The 15,134-nt window shown below is 44.5% G+C and carries 29 protein-coding genes and 1 pseudogene; 14 read left to right on the top strand and 16 right to left on the bottom strand.

Going from position 1 to position 15,134, the window contains the following annotated elements; all coding sequences use genetic code 11:
- Positions 1 to 40: 40 nt before the first annotated feature.
- Positions 41 to 1,291 (bottom strand): DUF87 domain-containing protein, encoded by a 1,251-nt coding sequence (locus JCM11217_RS04710; RefSeq protein WP_243678364.1) that lies wholly within the window; start codon positions 1,289 to 1,291, stop codon positions 41 to 43.
- Positions 1,251 to 1,409 carry a hypothetical protein gene (locus JCM11217_RS13870; RefSeq protein WP_243678363.1) on the bottom strand — a complete coding sequence of 53 codons (159 nt, stop codon included), beginning with the start codon at positions 1,407 to 1,409 and terminating at the stop codon, positions 1,251 to 1,253. Before JCM11217_RS13870 ends, JCM11217_RS04710 begins: the two co-directional genes overlap by 41 nt.
- Before the next feature lie 208 nt (positions 1,410 to 1,617).
- Here JCM11217_RS13870 and JCM11217_RS13865 point away from each other — a divergent pair, with 208 nt between their 5' ends.
- The 5 genes from JCM11217_RS13865 (at position 1,618) to JCM11217_RS13845 (ending at position 3,209) form a co-directional block, all read left to right on the top strand.
- A complete protein-coding gene (locus JCM11217_RS13865) occupies positions 1,618 to 1,806 on the top strand; it encodes a hypothetical protein (RefSeq protein ID WP_243678362.1) in 189 nt (62 codons plus the stop codon).
- Positions 1,807 to 1,829: 23 nt separating this feature from the next.
- Positions 1,830 to 2,057 carry a hypothetical protein gene (locus JCM11217_RS13860; protein ID WP_243678361.1) on the top strand — a complete coding sequence of 76 codons (228 nt, stop codon included), beginning with the start codon at positions 1,830 to 1,832 and terminating at the stop codon, positions 2,055 to 2,057.
- An 80-nt stretch (positions 2,058 to 2,137) separates the two neighbouring features.
- The gene (locus JCM11217_RS13855) at positions 2,138 to 2,515 is read left to right on the top strand and encodes a hypothetical protein (RefSeq protein ID WP_243678360.1); all 378 of its coding nucleotides are present in this window, start codon (positions 2,138 to 2,140) and stop codon (positions 2,513 to 2,515) included.
- A complete protein-coding gene (locus JCM11217_RS13850) occupies positions 2,473 to 2,823 on the top strand; it encodes a hypothetical protein (protein WP_243678359.1) in 351 nt (116 codons plus the stop codon). Before JCM11217_RS13855 ends, JCM11217_RS13850 begins: the two co-directional genes overlap by 43 nt.
- The gene (locus JCM11217_RS13845) at positions 2,790 to 3,209 is read left to right on the top strand and encodes a hypothetical protein (RefSeq protein ID WP_243678358.1); all 420 of its coding nucleotides are present in this window, start codon (positions 2,790 to 2,792) and stop codon (positions 3,207 to 3,209) included. The genes JCM11217_RS13850 and JCM11217_RS13845 overlap by 34 nt, the downstream gene beginning before the upstream one ends.
- Positions 3,210 to 3,310: 101 nt before the next feature.
- Here the strand turns inward: JCM11217_RS13845 and JCM11217_RS13840 are convergent, their stop codons facing one another.
- The 3 genes and pseudogenes from JCM11217_RS13840 to cobA all read right to left on the bottom strand — a co-directional run bounded on the left by JCM11217_RS13840 (position 3,311) and on the right by cobA (position 4,726).
- Positions 3,311 to 3,646, bottom strand: a complete 336-nt coding sequence (locus JCM11217_RS13840; RefSeq protein WP_243678357.1) for a hypothetical protein — start codon at positions 3,644 to 3,646, stop codon at positions 3,311 to 3,313.
- Complete coding sequence (locus JCM11217_RS13835) at positions 3,643 to 3,837, bottom strand: hypothetical protein (protein WP_243678356.1); 195 nt, start codon at positions 3,835 to 3,837, stop codon at positions 3,643 to 3,645. The genes JCM11217_RS13840 and JCM11217_RS13835 overlap by 4 nt, the downstream gene beginning before the upstream one ends.
- Positions 3,838 to 4,026: 189 nt before the next feature.
- Positions 4,027 to 4,726 (bottom strand): annotated as a pseudogene (cobA, locus tag JCM11217_RS04695) (uroporphyrinogen-III C-methyltransferase).
- A 51-nt stretch (positions 4,727 to 4,777) separates the two neighbouring features.
- On the opposite strand from cobA, the gene JCM11217_RS04690 reads away from it, so the two are divergent.
- Positions 4,778 to 5,200: a 6-carboxytetrahydropterin synthase gene (locus JCM11217_RS04690; protein WP_243678355.1), complete on the top strand. Its 423-nt coding sequence runs from the start codon at positions 4,778 to 4,780 to the stop codon at positions 5,198 to 5,200.
- Here JCM11217_RS04690 and JCM11217_RS13830 read toward each other — a convergent pair.
- From JCM11217_RS13830 to JCM11217_RS04675, 4 genes are all read right to left on the bottom strand, one after another.
- Positions 5,165 to 5,578 (bottom strand): hypothetical protein, encoded by a 414-nt coding sequence (locus JCM11217_RS13830; protein WP_243678354.1) that lies wholly within the window; start codon positions 5,576 to 5,578, stop codon positions 5,165 to 5,167. The two genes, JCM11217_RS04690 and JCM11217_RS13830, sit on opposite strands and share 36 nt — an antisense overlap.
- Entirely contained in the window at positions 5,569 to 6,519 is a 951-nt protein-coding gene (locus JCM11217_RS04685; RefSeq protein ID WP_243678353.1) for a hypothetical protein, read from the bottom strand. Before JCM11217_RS04685 ends, JCM11217_RS13830 begins: the two co-directional genes overlap by 10 nt.
- 61 nt (positions 6,520 to 6,580) lie before the next feature.
- Positions 6,581 to 7,114, bottom strand: a complete 534-nt coding sequence (locus JCM11217_RS04680) for a hypothetical protein (RefSeq protein ID WP_054842218.1) — start codon at positions 7,112 to 7,114, stop codon at positions 6,581 to 6,583.
- Positions 7,099 to 7,683 (bottom strand): hypothetical protein, encoded by a 585-nt coding sequence (locus tag JCM11217_RS04675; protein ID WP_054842217.1) that lies wholly within the window; start codon positions 7,681 to 7,683, stop codon positions 7,099 to 7,101. The genes JCM11217_RS04680 and JCM11217_RS04675 overlap by 16 nt, the downstream gene beginning before the upstream one ends.
- Before the next feature lie 60 nt (positions 7,684 to 7,743).
- On the opposite strand from JCM11217_RS04675, the gene JCM11217_RS04670 reads away from it, so the two are divergent.
- Genes JCM11217_RS04670 through JCM11217_RS13825 form a run of 3 tightly spaced genes read left to right on the top strand, consistent with a single transcriptional unit; the run spans position 7,744 to position 8,917 of the window.
- Complete coding sequence (locus tag JCM11217_RS04670) at positions 7,744 to 8,262, top strand: hypothetical protein (RefSeq protein ID WP_054842216.1); 519 nt, start codon at positions 7,744 to 7,746, stop codon at positions 8,260 to 8,262.
- Positions 8,259 to 8,783: an amidohydrolase family protein gene (locus tag JCM11217_RS04665; RefSeq protein WP_054842215.1), complete on the top strand. Its 525-nt coding sequence runs from the start codon at positions 8,259 to 8,261 to the stop codon at positions 8,781 to 8,783. Before JCM11217_RS04670 ends, JCM11217_RS04665 begins: the two co-directional genes overlap by 4 nt.
- Positions 8,780 to 8,917 (top strand): hypothetical protein, encoded by a 138-nt coding sequence (locus JCM11217_RS13825; protein ID WP_243678352.1) that lies wholly within the window; start codon positions 8,780 to 8,782, stop codon positions 8,915 to 8,917. Before JCM11217_RS04665 ends, JCM11217_RS13825 begins: the two co-directional genes overlap by 4 nt.
- Here JCM11217_RS13825 and JCM11217_RS04660 read toward each other — a convergent pair.
- Genes JCM11217_RS04660 through JCM11217_RS04650 form a run of 3 tightly spaced genes read right to left on the bottom strand, consistent with a single transcriptional unit; the run spans position 8,904 to position 10,669 of the window.
- A complete protein-coding gene (locus JCM11217_RS04660) occupies positions 8,904 to 9,317 on the bottom strand; it encodes a hypothetical protein (protein WP_054842214.1) in 414 nt (137 codons plus the stop codon). The genes JCM11217_RS13825 and JCM11217_RS04660 overlap by 14 nt on opposite strands.
- Positions 9,310 to 10,185 carry a hypothetical protein gene (locus JCM11217_RS04655; protein ID WP_054842213.1) on the bottom strand — a complete coding sequence of 292 codons (876 nt, stop codon included), beginning with the start codon at positions 10,183 to 10,185 and terminating at the stop codon, positions 9,310 to 9,312. The genes JCM11217_RS04660 and JCM11217_RS04655 overlap by 8 nt, the downstream gene beginning before the upstream one ends.
- A gap of 40 nt (positions 10,186 to 10,225) precedes the next feature.
- Positions 10,226 to 10,669 (bottom strand): hypothetical protein, encoded by a 444-nt coding sequence (locus JCM11217_RS04650; protein ID WP_054842212.1) that lies wholly within the window; start codon positions 10,667 to 10,669, stop codon positions 10,226 to 10,228.
- A 110-nt stretch (positions 10,670 to 10,779) separates the two neighbouring features.
- Here JCM11217_RS04650 and JCM11217_RS04645 point away from each other — a divergent pair, with 110 nt between their 5' ends.
- The 3 genes from JCM11217_RS04645 (at position 10,780) to JCM11217_RS04635 (ending at position 12,504) form a co-directional block, all read left to right on the top strand.
- Positions 10,780 to 11,019: a hypothetical protein gene (locus JCM11217_RS04645; protein ID WP_054842211.1), complete on the top strand. Its 240-nt coding sequence runs from the start codon at positions 10,780 to 10,782 to the stop codon at positions 11,017 to 11,019.
- A 5-nt stretch (positions 11,020 to 11,024) separates the two neighbouring features.
- Positions 11,025 to 11,609 (top strand): glycosyltransferase, encoded by a 585-nt coding sequence (locus JCM11217_RS04640; RefSeq protein WP_054842210.1) that lies wholly within the window; start codon positions 11,025 to 11,027, stop codon positions 11,607 to 11,609.
- Between the two features lie 166 nt (positions 11,610 to 11,775).
- Complete coding sequence (locus tag JCM11217_RS04635; RefSeq protein ID WP_054842209.1) at positions 11,776 to 12,504, top strand: NAD-dependent protein deacetylase; 729 nt, start codon at positions 11,776 to 11,778, stop codon at positions 12,502 to 12,504.
- A gap of 62 nt (positions 12,505 to 12,566) precedes the next feature.
- Here JCM11217_RS04635 and JCM11217_RS04630 read toward each other — a convergent pair whose 3' ends face one another.
- From JCM11217_RS04630 to metG, 3 genes are all read right to left on the bottom strand, one after another.
- Positions 12,567 to 13,454 carry an insulinase family protein gene (locus JCM11217_RS04630; RefSeq protein ID WP_243678351.1) on the bottom strand — a complete coding sequence of 296 codons (888 nt, stop codon included), beginning with the start codon at positions 13,452 to 13,454 and terminating at the stop codon, positions 12,567 to 12,569.
- A 97-nt stretch (positions 13,455 to 13,551) separates the two neighbouring features.
- Positions 13,552 to 13,650, bottom strand: a complete 99-nt coding sequence (locus JCM11217_RS13820; protein WP_243678385.1) for a hypothetical protein — start codon at positions 13,648 to 13,650, stop codon at positions 13,552 to 13,554.
- Between the two features lie 143 nt (positions 13,651 to 13,793).
- Positions 13,794 to 14,132, bottom strand: a complete 339-nt coding sequence (metG, locus tag JCM11217_RS04625; RefSeq protein WP_054842208.1) for a methionine--tRNA ligase subunit beta — start codon at positions 14,130 to 14,132, stop codon at positions 13,794 to 13,796.
- Between the two features lie 79 nt (positions 14,133 to 14,211).
- Here metG and JCM11217_RS13815 point away from each other — a divergent pair, with 79 nt between their 5' ends.
- Both JCM11217_RS13815 and JCM11217_RS13810 read left to right on the top strand, forming a co-directional pair.
- On the top strand, positions 14,212 to 14,484 hold the full coding sequence (locus tag JCM11217_RS13815; protein WP_243678350.1) for a DUF1947 domain-containing protein: 273 nt from the start codon (positions 14,212 to 14,214) through the stop codon (positions 14,482 to 14,484).
- Positions 14,474 to 14,737, top strand: coding sequence for a hypothetical protein (locus tag JCM11217_RS13810; protein ID WP_243678349.1), 264 nt, complete (start codon positions 14,474 to 14,476; stop codon positions 14,735 to 14,737). Before JCM11217_RS13815 ends, JCM11217_RS13810 begins: the two co-directional genes overlap by 11 nt.
- A gap of 100 nt (positions 14,738 to 14,837) precedes the next feature.
- Here JCM11217_RS13810 and JCM11217_RS13805 read toward each other — a convergent pair whose 3' ends face one another.
- Positions 14,838 to 15,101, bottom strand: coding sequence for a hypothetical protein (locus tag JCM11217_RS13805; protein WP_243678348.1), 264 nt, complete (start codon positions 15,099 to 15,101; stop codon positions 14,838 to 14,840).
- Positions 15,102 to 15,134: the final 33 nt, after the last annotated feature.

Genomic DNA, 15,134 nt, shown 5'->3' with positions numbered 1-15,134 from the left:
GGGGTCCTGGGTTACGAGGATTAGTGTAATATCGTCATGTCTACCCTCTGATCAACCTCTCAATAATCGACTCACTAACCACATACTTATTGAGGATTCTATGGGCCTCATCAATTACAATAAGCGAATCCCTAAGAATGCCATTGAGTACCTCAAGGAATGTCAACGTGAATATTATCGCTGCGAGCTGAGACACGAAGTAGAGCGGTGCCATGTTTATGACCAATAACCTAGACCGAGCAGCACTGGAACTCAATACATTCCTCATTAACGCCGCTATCATCAACTTCCTCAACCTACGCCTCACCGCAGAAATAGCGTTTAAGTAATCATTCCTCCTCAGCTCCTGCTCAAGATCACTCAACACCACATATAGATCCCTCAGGGTATTCCTATCGCCTAATCGATCAAGAGCCTTCTCAAGTACCTCAAGTTGAATGAATGAGAAACCACCATTATCACTCTCGCCATACATAAACGCGGCAGCCTGAATGGCTGTTGAGAGCAATTCGCTGGCTCTATGTCTAGGCAATGTTAATGGGTTTACGGCAATGTCCACCCCCCCGGGTATAGCCACGTAGCCGCGACCTACCAGGTGTAACGAGTACTCGCCCGTTGGGTCAAAGATCACGATCCTGTTAAACGTACTCCTTTGAAGTGCATCGTTTATTAGTAACCTCACGAGCGTGGTCTTTCCTGACCCCCCCGTCGAGCCGAGCACAATTAAGTGTCTCGTTAAGTCTATGTCTATTGGGTAGTAATTGCTCATGAACATGCGGCCCGGCCTTGGCGATGGTTTGAGGGTTAAGTCTATGCTCTCCCTAAGTTGCTTTAAGAACGCCTTATTACTGCATGATAATATGTCAATTTCACCATGAGTATTTCCTCTTAAGAATACTGAGTACCTTACCTGGTCATTGCTTAATTTGCATATCGTTATTATGGCTGATGATGAGTCCTGCACCTCCGGTATCGCCTTGCTTTTAATTTCTGAGAAGCTCGTTGATGCATTATCTATAATTCCTCGTGTTACACCTGATGGTAATGGCTCCACGTAGTCAACCCACTTATTAAGCAGGTGCCTTATCCTATCCCTATGTATGGCTGTGAATAGCGGGATGTGGGCTGGCGTGTGCAGTATTATGAGCCCCCCCACCTCATCCCTTATAACCGTGATCCTCAGTCCATCAAGGGCTTGAGCCAGGTCCCAAGCATTTACTTCCTTCTTTATGCGGAGTCCAATGATTAGTTTATTGCCTATCTTCAGGAGGCTCGAGTTCAAGTTCGACATTGATTGTCACCTCCTCCATATTTTGTTTTAGTGGCTTTACGTTGGTGATCACTGTGTTATTTCTTTCATTATTGCTAATACTTAATAGTAATAACCAGTTTAGGACCTTAATGCCCATGATATTTACCTCATTTACCACTATTTTTACTAAACTATTCGTGCCAGCGGTGATGCACTTAATCTAGTGCTTTGATGAGGGTATTGCTAGTCGTAAAAATAGTCGTGTCTTTCAACGTGGCGTAGCTATAATGTTGGTTGAAATTTAGGGAAGCTATTAAATTCGAGGGTTTTTCCTAGGGAAGTGAGGGTTGGGTGAGGGGGGGACCTTGTACTTAGTTGATGAGCAGTATGAGATTCAGAGTACCGTGGATAGGAAGGGTACTTCGTCGTATTACACTAGTCGTGATGGCTTAGCCGTAATTAGGAGTTTCCTTCAGGAGTTAGGTGAGGAGTATAGAAGGGACGTGGTGGTTATGGACCCATTCGCGGGTTCGGGGTTACATTATCGGCCATAAATGACCTTGTTAGACCTAGGAGGGTGATAGCGATAGAGATTAATGAGGGGCCCTGTAAGTTGGCTCGTAGAATTCTGTCATCATTATATAGTGACGTCGAGGTAATATGCGGCGATGCCTTCAAAGTTGCGTGGAGTTATAGGGCTGACCTCATTATTACGAACCCGCCCTTCGTTAGGTGGCACTTGGTTCGTGATAGGGATGAGTTGTTAAGGTTGGTGGAATCGATGGGTTATGGGGGGGGTTTATAGTAAGGAGGGATCCTGGTCTTCATGTTCTTTCGTTTTTCCTGATAGACTACGTACTCAGGGATGGTGGTTATGCCATTCTAGTGATGCCGGCATCCACGTTTTATACGGAGCAGGGTTGGGGGGGTGTGAAGAGACTGCTTAGGTTGAGGTATGACGTGATTGGGCTTGTTGAGAATAGGGCTCGTCCGTCGTTTAGTGATGGCAGTGGCTTTAAGGAGTTGATAATCTTCGTCAGGAAGAGGAGTAGTTCGACAGGTTTTGTTGGTGGTTTAGATACGGAGACGGGGGGGATTTACTACTATGAGGGGGGGGATTTAAGGAGGGTTGGGACAATAAACCTACAGAGATTACCTGCCTTCGCGGATAGGAATTGGCTTAGCTATTTGATTATGATAAGGCGAGTAAACTCATTTCGGTGGTTGAGGAGGCTCTGGATAATGGATTACTACGTTACCTGAGTAGGGATGAGATTGTTAGGGGGGGTGTTGAAATGTATGGTCCTGACTTCTTCTTCATACCTAATGCTCACTGGTTCATTGTGAGGGAGGATGGGACATCGATTACCATAGGTAATAGGAGTAATGGCATGAGGCTCGTAATACCCAGGAAGTACCTGGTCAAGTGCTTAAGGAGGCCCGAGTACTACGGCGATAGGATATACGTAAGTGACCCGAGGTACTACGTCCTCTCAATAAGTGAGGAGCCAGAGGGTGACCTTAGAAAGTACATTGAGTGGGGGGGCGTGAGTATGGGCATCCCAGCCTGAAGTTTGGGGGGGATAAGTGGTATCAGCACGTGTGGAGGCAGTTACGGGTTAAGAGACCGTATGGTTACATATTTATTCACGATAAAGTGGACTTAAGGAGTCATGAAGTCATCGCTAATTATAGTGACAAGCCGTTATGCGCCTCGAAGAATTTCTACATAGTTAGGACGAATAATCCATTAATCGCCGCTTGGTACAACTCATCAATATTTAGGGAGTTATTGGCTGTATTTGGGAGGAAGATTTCGCAGACATGGACGAGGTTACTCGAAAATGATTACTTGGCAATCCCCCCCGTCCCATCAAGGGTTATGAACGTGGATTTACAAAACATGAGTAGTGTTGACCGTGTAATAAATGAGTACCTGGGATTATCTATTCTTTAGGTTCACTGCATGTGCGCATTGCATCCCTTAGGTGCCCTGGAAATCCTGGTATGGGTGTTAATTCCCTTCACTATGCGCGTTTTTATAGTGATTATTATTAATCATCGCAGTAATGAACGTAACCTCGCCATGCATCTTTGGCAGTATCCCGGGCCCTTTCTGTCTGTGTCCTCTATCGTATTGCTGAAGTACATGACGCACTTAGGGTCTGTGCAGTGGTCTAGCCCAAAGGAGTGCCCTAATTCGTGGAGTACCTCCTTGAGTATCCTTAGGTGATAAAGCGACTGCTCCCCCCCACGTAGTCTCTTCGTGAATACCAAGGCCAGCGCCCCCCCACCTATCTTTGCAACTCCGAATACGAAGTTTAACCCCCCCTCCACATAACCATCATCGTTTATCACGAGCACTATCTTGTCGAATCCCTCGTAACCCCTCACCCTAGGCTCCAGGTAATCAAGGAGTGCATCAGCCTTATTTGACCCCTCCTGACATCCCTGAACTGGGACTTCAATCCCTCGAAGTCTGTCATCCTCATCTCAACCCTGGCTAAATTACCTAGGTAATGCTCAATCTGCCTCGGGAAGTCGCTTGGTAGCTCTACCTCAGTTAATACTAGGATCCTCTTCATGACTTGAATTAACTTCCCTAACCAGGGCTTTAATGCATAACCTGGGTCAGCATGGGCGCAAGCTCGTCATGTATCCGTCACGCTCGTGCATCATCACAGGTATTTACTCGCGAAACCCTCTATTAAACGTTTATTTCGAAGCTTAACCCAGCAATCCTCATCGCCCTCAACCCCCCCTCGCGTACAACATCACCAACCACAATTACGGAGGGGGTTCTCCGCACTTACCTGCCCAGTGGCTAACTTACCCACTGTTGTTATTGTAACCCTGCTATTCTCCATGTATGCCCTCGTTATTATTGCCACGTATGTTCCTGGATCAAGACCGCCCTCAATCAATTCCCTAGCTATCTCACCTATCCTTGACGCACCCATTAGTATTATGATGGTGTTAACGGCCTTTGCCAATTCCCTGAAGTTCACGAATGCCTTGCCCTTCCTCGGATCCTCCATGCCGGTCACTATGGCTACCGAGCTAGAGACACCGCGCAAAACTGGCGGTATTAAGTAAGCCTCTGGCGCAGCTATGGCTGAGGTCACCCCCTGGGATGACTTCACAGGGTATCCCAGCATTGAGCACTGCAATGCACTCCTCAAAGCCCCTGCCAAATAGGAATGCATCACCGCCATGTAGCCTAACCACAGTCTTACCACTGCCCGCCTCGTTAATCATAACTCTTATTATCTCGTCCTCCTCCATCGTGTGCCTGCCCGGCTCCTTACCAGCATAGATTAATTGAGCTCCCTGACGCACATAATTCAAGGCCGATCTAGGTATTAACCTGTCATAAATCACTACATCAGCGCTCCTCAGAGCCTCAATACACCTAAGCGTTAGTAATCCCTCATCACCAGGTCCTCCTCCTGCGATGATGACCTTACCAATCATTCCCATTAATCTATGGGAAATGCATTTTTATGCGTATTATTACGATTGCCCGTGGTTGAGACCACCTGCCTATCCATGAAGTTCATGTTCTCTGGAGCTCACAGGGTTAGGTTTAGTGATGTTTATGGTGGCGTTCATGGGCATAATTATGACATCACAATAAGGCTCTGTGTTAGGGGTAGGAGGATGCTCGTGACCGACATTGATGGGGTTAGGCGTGAGGTCCAGGGGATCGTTAATACTTTCGATGGTAAGTACATAAAGTCGAGCATGGAGAATACCCAGGGATTAATGCCAAGTGAGTTTGTTGAGATACCCTGCATACCTGAGGGAGCCACCGGTGAGTGTGTTGCTTGGTACTTCATGGATAGGGTGATGGAAATACTGAGGAAATTGGGAATTAGTGACGTTGTTGAGGTTCAAGTGCTTGTCTGTGACTCACCACTTAATTGTTTCGAGGCTAAATCTTCTTAATCGTGTGGGATAGCTCTCGCTGGTTAGTTCCTGAATCTTTATCGTATCCACATTCTCCTCAATAACACTATTCTCACCACCAATTAATAATACCTTAACTGATCTGAATACGGACTTCGCCTTATTGAATGCTGTCGGGTCAACATTATCATCCTCACCGTCGGTTATAACGACCAATTTATAATCCCTCAGTGATGGTTTATCCAGGGCATCCTGCACTGCGGCCCTCACGGCATTTGTTATGTCTGTGCCACCCAACGGTATTAATGAGAGGAGCATCTTTATTATGTCATTCTTATTCGTTAGCATTGGGTATACCTGCTGATCGAAGAACCTGACGGCTAGGTTTCCACCCTTCATGGCAAGTATCACAGCCAATGCCGTGGCCCACGTGATCTTACTAATGGCCCCCCCACCTCAAATATGTTTATATTAACCGTGTAGAACATCGAGCCACTCTTATCAATTAGCATGTAGATCTTGGGCTTCTTAACGGCTCTCCTCTCCCTAACTAGTACGTTGCCCATGGCTAATTTATACGCGAATACTGGCTTGGCGAATTTCATGAGCATCCTCTCGCTTGGTATCATGTCCCTGAGTTCCGATGCCTTCGTCATGCGTTTAACCCCCCCGCCAATGGTGCCAACACGCTCGGCATCCCTATCCTCCACCACATCCACCGTGTACCTGGTGTCCACGATCAACCTAATCAGTGAGTTTAACATTGAAATTAGCCTTAGCCTATATGGGTCAATGTCCGTACTCAGTAGTATGTCCGCTATCTCATGGCCTACGGAGTCCCCCCCAAAGAGCATCTTAACCTTGTTAACAGTCTCGCTCACCTTCTTCATACTACCAACGTAGAAGTTTATTAATGACCTAACCTCCCGCTCTAGGTTCATCCTGCTCTCCCTGGATGAGGAGCTCCTCTGATCCATCGCTGACTCAACCATTTGCCTAAAGGCCTCATTCCTATCCATCTTACTCAATATGCTATTATACACCTTGAGCAGTTTAATTGCCATTACCCTGGACAACCTACCATTCAACCTGGTTATCCTGGACACGTCATTGTAGGCCTCACTCCTTATGTATGTAGAGACCACGAACCTCCACAGCGAGGTTTCCATGTCCTCATTCTCGGTGGGCATCCTGAGTATTGGCTGCCTATAGTGTACGTAGAATGAGTCCGCAAGAACCTCCTGCTTCATCTTATCTATATAGCTTATTGACCGCCTACGAGCCTCAATGAGCACCTCCCTTATCCTATACCTAGTTAGTGGTTCCTCGTAATCAACATTAGCTAAGATACCAGGCACTAAGTGATGCTCGCTTAGGTCATTAATAAAGCTTATTTATTAACTTATTAACCATAACAAACTATATATTGTATAAATTTAGCATTAATTGCTCGAGTAATCCACGAACAACGCCAAAGGCAGTCTCATAACCCATATCGAGCAGTAGGTAAGCCGCATTGTTAAGCATTATTAGGGAGTAGATTGAGGAGAACCAATTGAGTAACTTAATGCCCCCCCTAGCCAATAACTGAAGGCTCAGTAATTTATTGCCTCGATAAATAACCTTAGCTATTATGTCAGTCTCACCTGAGTGATAAGCCACCCTGGATGATGATAAATCCCTAAAAACGGCACTTAATTCATGCTGTGTAAGCCCCCCCACGGATAGGAATGACCAATTGCGAGAGAAGCCTATTTCTAGGCGTGGCATCAACGGTAATGAATCAATAACGCCCAAATCCCTCATTGCCAGTAACTTCCCCCCCATCATAATTAATTGATAATCCCTATTAATCACATACTCAATGCCACTCAATGAATCCCTAAGCATGAACCCCCCCCTACCAATTAACCAACCACCCTTATCAACCACGTCTATCAACGGCTTAACCACGACATAATCGGTGGATACACACCCCCCCCAGCTCCTGCACCTTTGTTTATTGGCAAGTACTTAAGAATGTCTTCATCAATGGCTGTTGGAGAATTTATAATGATACGCCCACCAATATCTGCCATGAGCATTAGAAACTCGGTATTCTTACCCGCGTCACCGCCATTAATTACGTAATCACCTGGTGACAGCGCTATCTTATAAACACTTACGCAATTACCTGACTCCCCCCCCGGCAATACCTCAGAACCAACTACAACCTTATCATACCTACCTATAATGCCCTGCCCACCAACCTCATTCATTATTGCTACTTTACCTTCCTTTATAGCTATTGAACTCAATTTAACACTCAATATGTTAATACCGAGTACATCCTCGAGGTATCTCCTTGTAAATAATTTAATTGATTCTCTATTCACGATATTCAGGGAAGAATGTGGTAGTAAGTCCATGATTACTACATCACCCTGGCTCTCCGTGAATACCGTGATGTCATGACCATCCTTAGCCAGGTACTGCGCATAAATTGCAGTCCCTGGGTTTAAGCCTACGACTGCTATCCTCATTAGATGATAAATATTGAATAAAGCATTAATTTAATTACTCCTAAGCCCATCTTTCCTCGAATGCGCAGGTTAAGCATTAAGTCCTCAATCGCATTAATTGGCCAGGAACTACAGCCAATTAAGGACGCGGTTATTGACATCCTTGACGGTGAGGTGGTGGGCATTGGCAAGGTACCGGGTAGTAATAATGTTATCGATTTGAGAAATACATTATTAATGCCTCAATTAACAAACGCTCATATTCACGTGCTTGATTACTTCCTAATGGGCTTATTCAATAAGTACTACATTGATGATGTGGTTGGTGCTCCATACGGCCTAAAGTATTATTACTTACGTAGGGCAAGACCTGAGTCATTAAGGAATGGGTTAGCCGCCGTGTTTCATAGGATTAGGAATTACGGTGTTGGTTGTTTATTGGTAATTATTGAGTATGGCAGGATATTCGCGGATATCGTTGTTGAGGAGGCTAAAAGAGCTGGACTGTGCGTTGTACCACTTGCTGAGCCTAGTACGTTCAGGTCTATGTTAAGCCTAGCGAGGAGGATGATGTCGATGAGGAGTTTGAGGATGAGGTGAAGTATTTCGTTGATAGGGGGGGATTCGGCGTATCATTGATATCACCGCTTAACTACACGATGGCCGAGTTAAAGCTCGTTTCCAGGTTGAGTGGCTCACGTGGATTACCCATAAGCACTCATGTATCGGAGACAGAGGATACGTACCTCGATAATGACTTGAATAGGGCATTAACCACGTTGGTGACTGGAAACACGGTGTTTGTACACCTGACGCAATTAAATGATGATGATATAGCGAAAATACCCTTATTGCCCATAGTCACGTGTCCAAGGTCAAACATTGAGTTTGTTGGTAAGTTGGCGAGGGTGGGTGCCATGGTGAGGAGGGGGGGGTTAAAGCCACTTATTGGTACTGATAATGTCGCGTTGATAGAGCCTGATCCTTGGGAGGAGATCAAGGTGATGAGGCTGTTAATGGGTGGGGGGGAATTGAACTCACAGACAATACTTAAGATGGCCACTTCCTGGGCTTGGTCATGGGGGGGCTTTGGCTATGTGATAAGGGAGGGAGAGCCATGAGGGGGGGTGTTGCTCTACGTATTGATTATGGAGATTTAAGTATGGATTATGTCTATGATTATATAACAATGCGCATATCCAGTAGGGATATTACGCACTTAATTAATGGGTCGAGTATAATCAGCGTTTCATAGCTCCACGCATTATCTTGATGGGCTTCTTAATCTGTGTTTTTGTTTTTGGTGAAAGTAATGATATGGTTACATCATTGAATCCATTAATTACCATGGACTCTGACGAATCTGCCCGAATCTTAACGTTATACTCCATGTACGTCTCTGGCGTTTCAATACCAAGTAATAAGTTTGCGTCTCTAATCCAACCATTATTAACGACAATCTCTAATTGACCATTTCTCAGGTTAAACCTAACCCTCAATGAGTTAAGCGCATTCTCAACCCTATTTATTACGGAGTATGCCCATTCACCCACGTGATTTATATTTACGAATTCAGCCCAATAATAATCGCTATCCAGCGTCATTGCGAGGGACATCCTTAATTCCTCATCCTCTCCAAAAACCTCCTCATACAACCCCCCACTTACTAACTGCGACTTGAGCCATTGACCAAAGCCTTGACTGCACATCTGCCCTCTCACTAATCCACTTAGCCGGCGAGCCCAGCCATGAGGTGGTTGGTATTTCCTTAATTTCATCATGAAACTCCCTAATTATTGACGGCCTAATGGGCATCACATAACCATCAGACCTGGCCTGCGATAAATACATCATTATTTTCTCGAGGAGCAGGGCGGCGTATGGGTTTGGTGTTGGTAATATCATCCAATTTTCCCCCCCATCTAAAGCCATTGTAACTACACCATCTCTGGCGTGGTTAATCCTCATCATTAACTCTATAATTAATCTCCTGGCGTTGACATCGGCCTCCTGGGTATTGCTGGCCTTGTTGAGTTGAAAGCTCAGTAAGTCGCTAAGTGCCGTATCCCTAAAAAGTATCGTTAAGCAGTCGTGCTTATAAACCCTGTAGATGGAACTCCTATCCTTAATGGCCTCACCAAGGTGATAAACACCATCAAGGACTATGAACCTAATGCCCTCATCACAGAGAATATTCCTTAACTTCTCAGAAAAGTACAACTCAGGGAGCCACATACCCACCGCATCCACACCCAAAACCCTCCTCGTAACTTCCCTCCCCCCCCTACTCAACTCCCACCGTAATAAGTCATAAACCTCGAACTTTTCAATTAAATAACCAGCGATTGGGTGGGCTAGGAAACTCGTTAATACTTCTATGACACCCTCACTGGCTAATCTTGAATATGTGTCAATCGCCTCCTTAATTAGCCCCGTACGTGGATCCCAGGGACCTACGTATTCAACGTGATCCCCACTCTCGATGAGCACGCCATTACGCAGTAAGTCATCCCACTGCCACAATAGGCTTGGGCTTAGGTTATACGTTATGGAAACCCTGTACTTATTCGCTAATCTGGCGTGCAGTAGGTAGGGGGCCTACGTCATATATTGGGTAAAATTCAGGAGACCAAGTATGTTGGAATGCCCACGGCCCGTGATAAATGCCGCTTGGGTACTTATGAATTGGCTGGTGATTATGAAAAACCAGAACGAACCTTAATGGTGTCTCCGGCCTATTAATAACCATTATTGGCGTCTTAACCTCAGAACCGCAGCACCTGGCGGTTATTTCGTAAGTACCCACATCATTTATCCTAACATAATCCATAATTTCCGATTCCGGAGGTATCGCCTGCAGGGTCCACCTACTTATTTCCTGAGAATCCTTAATTACTGATAACTCGATATCCTCCCTACTCATTAATCCCCCCCTAGCCACTATGCTTATCGCCACGTCCTCGCCCGGCTCGTAAAGTACCTTATTCGTTGTTAGCTCTATAGACACTGCCTTCAATACGGATAGTTATTATATAAGTGCTTTTTGTCATTTCAATCTCTAATAACGTATTAAGGATAGAGAAGTTTATTAAGAAGGAAATTGATTAATAATACTCTGTGGAAGTTGGTTACGAGTCAAAGATAAGGACCATAATGCAGACCCTGCACTCATTGGCTGCCATTGATAAGGAACGGGCCATTAAACTTGAGGATCTGGCGAGGATCGTTGGTTTAAAGGTTGAGGAGGTTAGGAGCATTGTTGACAAGCTTAAGGTGCTTGGTTACGTTAATACGATTAACGACTCCGTACATCTAACGTCAACTGCAATAATTAAATTAAGTAGTATTTACTGCTAGATTCTGTGGTTAAGGTCTTGCACGTATCGACGGAGTACCCACCGTATAGGATCATTGGGTCATTGGCATTTCAAGTTAGGGACCTAGTCACACGATTATCCAATAGGTACGAAATATACCTAGTGCACCCGGCCAACTTTGATGGTAGTTACATGGATGGTAATGTGCGTATATTCACCGTAAGTGATAGGTGGTTCAGTGACGTTGTTGCATACATGCACTTCCTACTCGTGGAAATACTCTCCAGAATACCCTACGTAATACCCAGGGATATAAACTTTGTGCATGCGCATGATTGGATCGCGGCTGTCATTGCCAAGGTAATTTCACAGAGACTTAAGGTACCATACATAGTCAGTGCCTACTCCACCGAACCCATTAGATCAGGTGATAGCATAAGCCTACTGAGTTTAACAATAAGGGATTGGGAGAGGTATGCCTTCTCCTCGGCATTATACGTTATTGCACATAATAAGCCGACGTACGAATCCCTCAGGAATCACTATGGAATTAATGCCGTGGAGGTTAGATCCATGGATGATGTTGAAGCTATATACAGTGAGATCAGCCACCAACGCGTTCATCAATAACTCAGTCCGTCGTCAGCTCATCACACTTAAATAAGGGGGGGTCTGCCGCAATATAAATCCTCCGTTATCAATGGGACTAATACTTATAATGCTGATAATTACCAAATCAATAACTGATTATGAGTGAGGGCCAGTGCAGTATTGAGGATATTAAGAAGCCGCTGACATACTAATTAATGCCAGACACGCCATAGCCTTCACCGGCGCCGGGATATCCACGGAATCAGGAATACCCGACTTTAGAGGTCCTCAGGGATTATGGAAGCAGTACAGCCCTGAAATAGCGACTATAGACTACTTCCTACAGCATCCGAAGGATTTCTGGCTATTTTATAGGATGAGAATGAGTACGTTATTCGTGGCTAAGCCAAACAGGGCGCACTATGCCGTGGCCGAACTCGAGAGATTAGGCATAATAAAGGCAGTAATCACGCAGAATGTTGATGGACTTCACCAAGCCGCCGGTTCTAAGAATGTGATTGAGCTCCATGGCACAATGAAGAGGGCGGTATGCATTGCGTGTGGCCGTACTTACCCAATGGAGGTTGTCATTAGGAAAATAGATAGTGGTCAAATACCACCACTCTGTGATGAGTGCGGTGGAATTCTTAAACCTGACACAGTATTATTTGGGGAGCCCGTTAAGGATTTCGATAAGGCCAGGGAATTAGCCTTAATGAGTGATGCTGTTCTCGTTATAGGATCATCACTCTCCGTCTATCCCGCGGCGTATATACCGATATTTGTTAAGGAAATGGGTGGTAAGGTTATTATAATAAATATGGAACCTACAGAGCTCGATTACATTGCTGACGTGATAATACAGTGTAAGGCTGGTGATGCAATGACATTACTGCTCAGGGAGATTAAGGATAGGCTGGGAATACAACAATAATACACTAATAATACTTTATTGAGACGCATACGTAATGTTTACGTATACGTAATACATCAATATTACGAGGGTATTATTGCAGACCATACACCATCAGTAACTAGGTTGCTCAGGGAGTCCCGGAAATGCTCCTCAAGTCCCTTGTTGAATCTATCAATATCGTGATTACTGAGCTTCAATTCCATATAGCTCAGGGACTCGGCTATTTGCAGCGGTCTACGTAGATAATCGCTTATTAGGTATTTAAGGTAATTCAATCGCTTGCTTAAATAATACTCATCATTAAATAAATCATTAATGCTTAATAATGCATTAATCAGCTCCTCCTTCACGGCGTCGATATTCTCCTCATTGATAGCGGAAACCACTAATTGATAGTAATAAGTACCTGGCAGGTAATCCCTATCCATATCGATTGAGTACGTCAAACCCTTACTCCTGAACCTAGACACTAGGTATGAGCTGAGTCCATTTACTAAGTGGAATTCCAGTAATGATGATTTGATTGATAGTAGGAGTGGATCCTCATTAGTTACATTGTATTGCCAGGAGTATGATAAATATGCCGATTCAATGGGTCTCTTAATGATTATTGGTCCTCCTTTGCCTATTGTTGGTTTTTTCTTACTACCTGATCTACCCTCCCACTTATTAAATAATTCCATTACCTCATTTATTGTCATGTTTATAGGACCAACGATGCTCACTACCGTATTATCTGGCGTGTAGTAGGATTCTAGAAATTCCTTAAGGTCTTTAACGGTTATTGAGGAGATACTATCCTCGGAACCAATGATTGGGGCGCCATAATCGCTATCTCCGAACAATGCCCTAGGCCCAAGGTCGTATATTAACGTGCCTGGGTCATCATTTCTCATCCTTATCTCTGAAAGAATGACCCTCCTCTCCCTCTCAAAGTCCTCCTCATTCACCCTCTTATTACTAAACATTTTATGAATGAGTCTCAGTAGATTCCTTAATTCGCTTGGTATTACCTCGATAGGTACATTGTGAGTGTTCGTTCAGTATACGCGTCTGAAACGCCGCCTAACCCCCCTCTATCTCCAGGTCAATGTTTGGGTATGCCCTATAAATAATGTGTTCTGCAAAGTGGCTTATGCCTCGTAAACCCTCATCCTCATATATAGATCCTATGCCTACGCCAATGGCTACTCCTACCGTTGATGATTCAACTGTTTATCAATAGTCTTAGTCCATTATCTAATACGTAATACTCTATGTTCACCATTATCGATTTTAAACGGGGGGGAATTTAAAGCAATACACCTTTAGCAGACCCTCTTACCTATTTGCTCATCCTGTGGCTTATCAATCGTTATTATTGTTGGGTTCTTCTCATCACAAGACGCCAGTATCATTCCCTGACTCTCATAGCCAAAGATCTTCCTACTCTCTAAATTCGCAACCACGACCACGTACTTATTAATTAAGTCCTCGGGTTTATAAAACTCGGCGAGTCCAGTAATTATTTGTCTCCTCTCGTCACCAATATCAACAATGAGTCTCAACAGCTTCCTCGAACCCTGAACCCTCTCTGCGTGTATTACCTTACCAACCTTAAGCACCACCTTTTCAAAATCAGCCCTCGTTATCGTCTCGGTGGACACAATAGTAAGTCTAAATGCCTGCTATTAAATATTGAGTTACGTACTAAATGCTTATTAATGAGCCCTGCAAATAATTGCTGTGGTTAAGAGGTACTTCCTTAGCAATAAGGACATTAAGGAATTAAGCAATGCGGTTGGTGAATTGGGGGGGCCCGTATTCAGGAATGCCAAGAAGGTTGAGGTTTATGAGCTTAATGAGGCAACTACTGTATACTTAATCGACGATAAGCCATTAGTGGCGAAACTAACGGTAAAGGTTGACTCAAGCCAAAGGGAGTATGTAATACCATTACTAACGTACTTTTACCTCAACCCATCATACATGCCCAGCTACCCCCACCGTGACCGTTGATGATGGCGCGGTACCGCACATAGTCAATGGAGCTGACGTAATGAGGCCAGGCATTAAGGAGATAAGCGGTAACTTTGGTGTGGGTGATGTGTTGCTAATTAAGGATCTTAAGGGTAGGTACATCGCCATTGGAGTATCCCTCATGACGGCTGATGATATGAGGAGTACGAGTAAGGGTAAGGTCATAAAGGTTATTCATCACCTTGGAGATAAGATATGGAATTTAGCCCAGGAACTACTCAAGGCCAAGTAACCTTAGTATTTGTGTAAAGTCATCATCACTCCTCGTAACCTTATACCTCTTGATTGCACTACGTAAATTATCGAAATCAATACTCACGCCCATAATTGCCCTAACACGACCCTGAATAAACCCTACCCATTATCAACGCATTCAATATTTGGGCGACATTACTAACCCTACTATTTAAGCTGGCACTTTCAAAATCTATTATAAACGCCCTGCCATTACTAATGATTACGTGATCCTCCGGCCTACTCAACTCATTATGGGCTAGGCCTATGGAGTCCAATCTACGGCATTGCCAAAGCAAGTCCCTGAGTATTACCCTTAACTCCGCTGAGCTCGCCGTAATTACATAATCCTGTATAGGCACGCCACTCACCAATTCCATAATCAATACGTCACT

Source organism: Vulcanisaeta distributa JCM 11217 (assembly GCF_001316005.1).
GTDB lineage: Archaea > Thermoproteota > Thermoprotei > Thermoproteales > Thermocladiaceae > Vulcanisaeta > Vulcanisaeta distributa_B.
The sequence above is the reverse complement of the archived record's forward strand: the minus strand, read 5'-3'. Positions and strand labels throughout refer to the sequence as shown.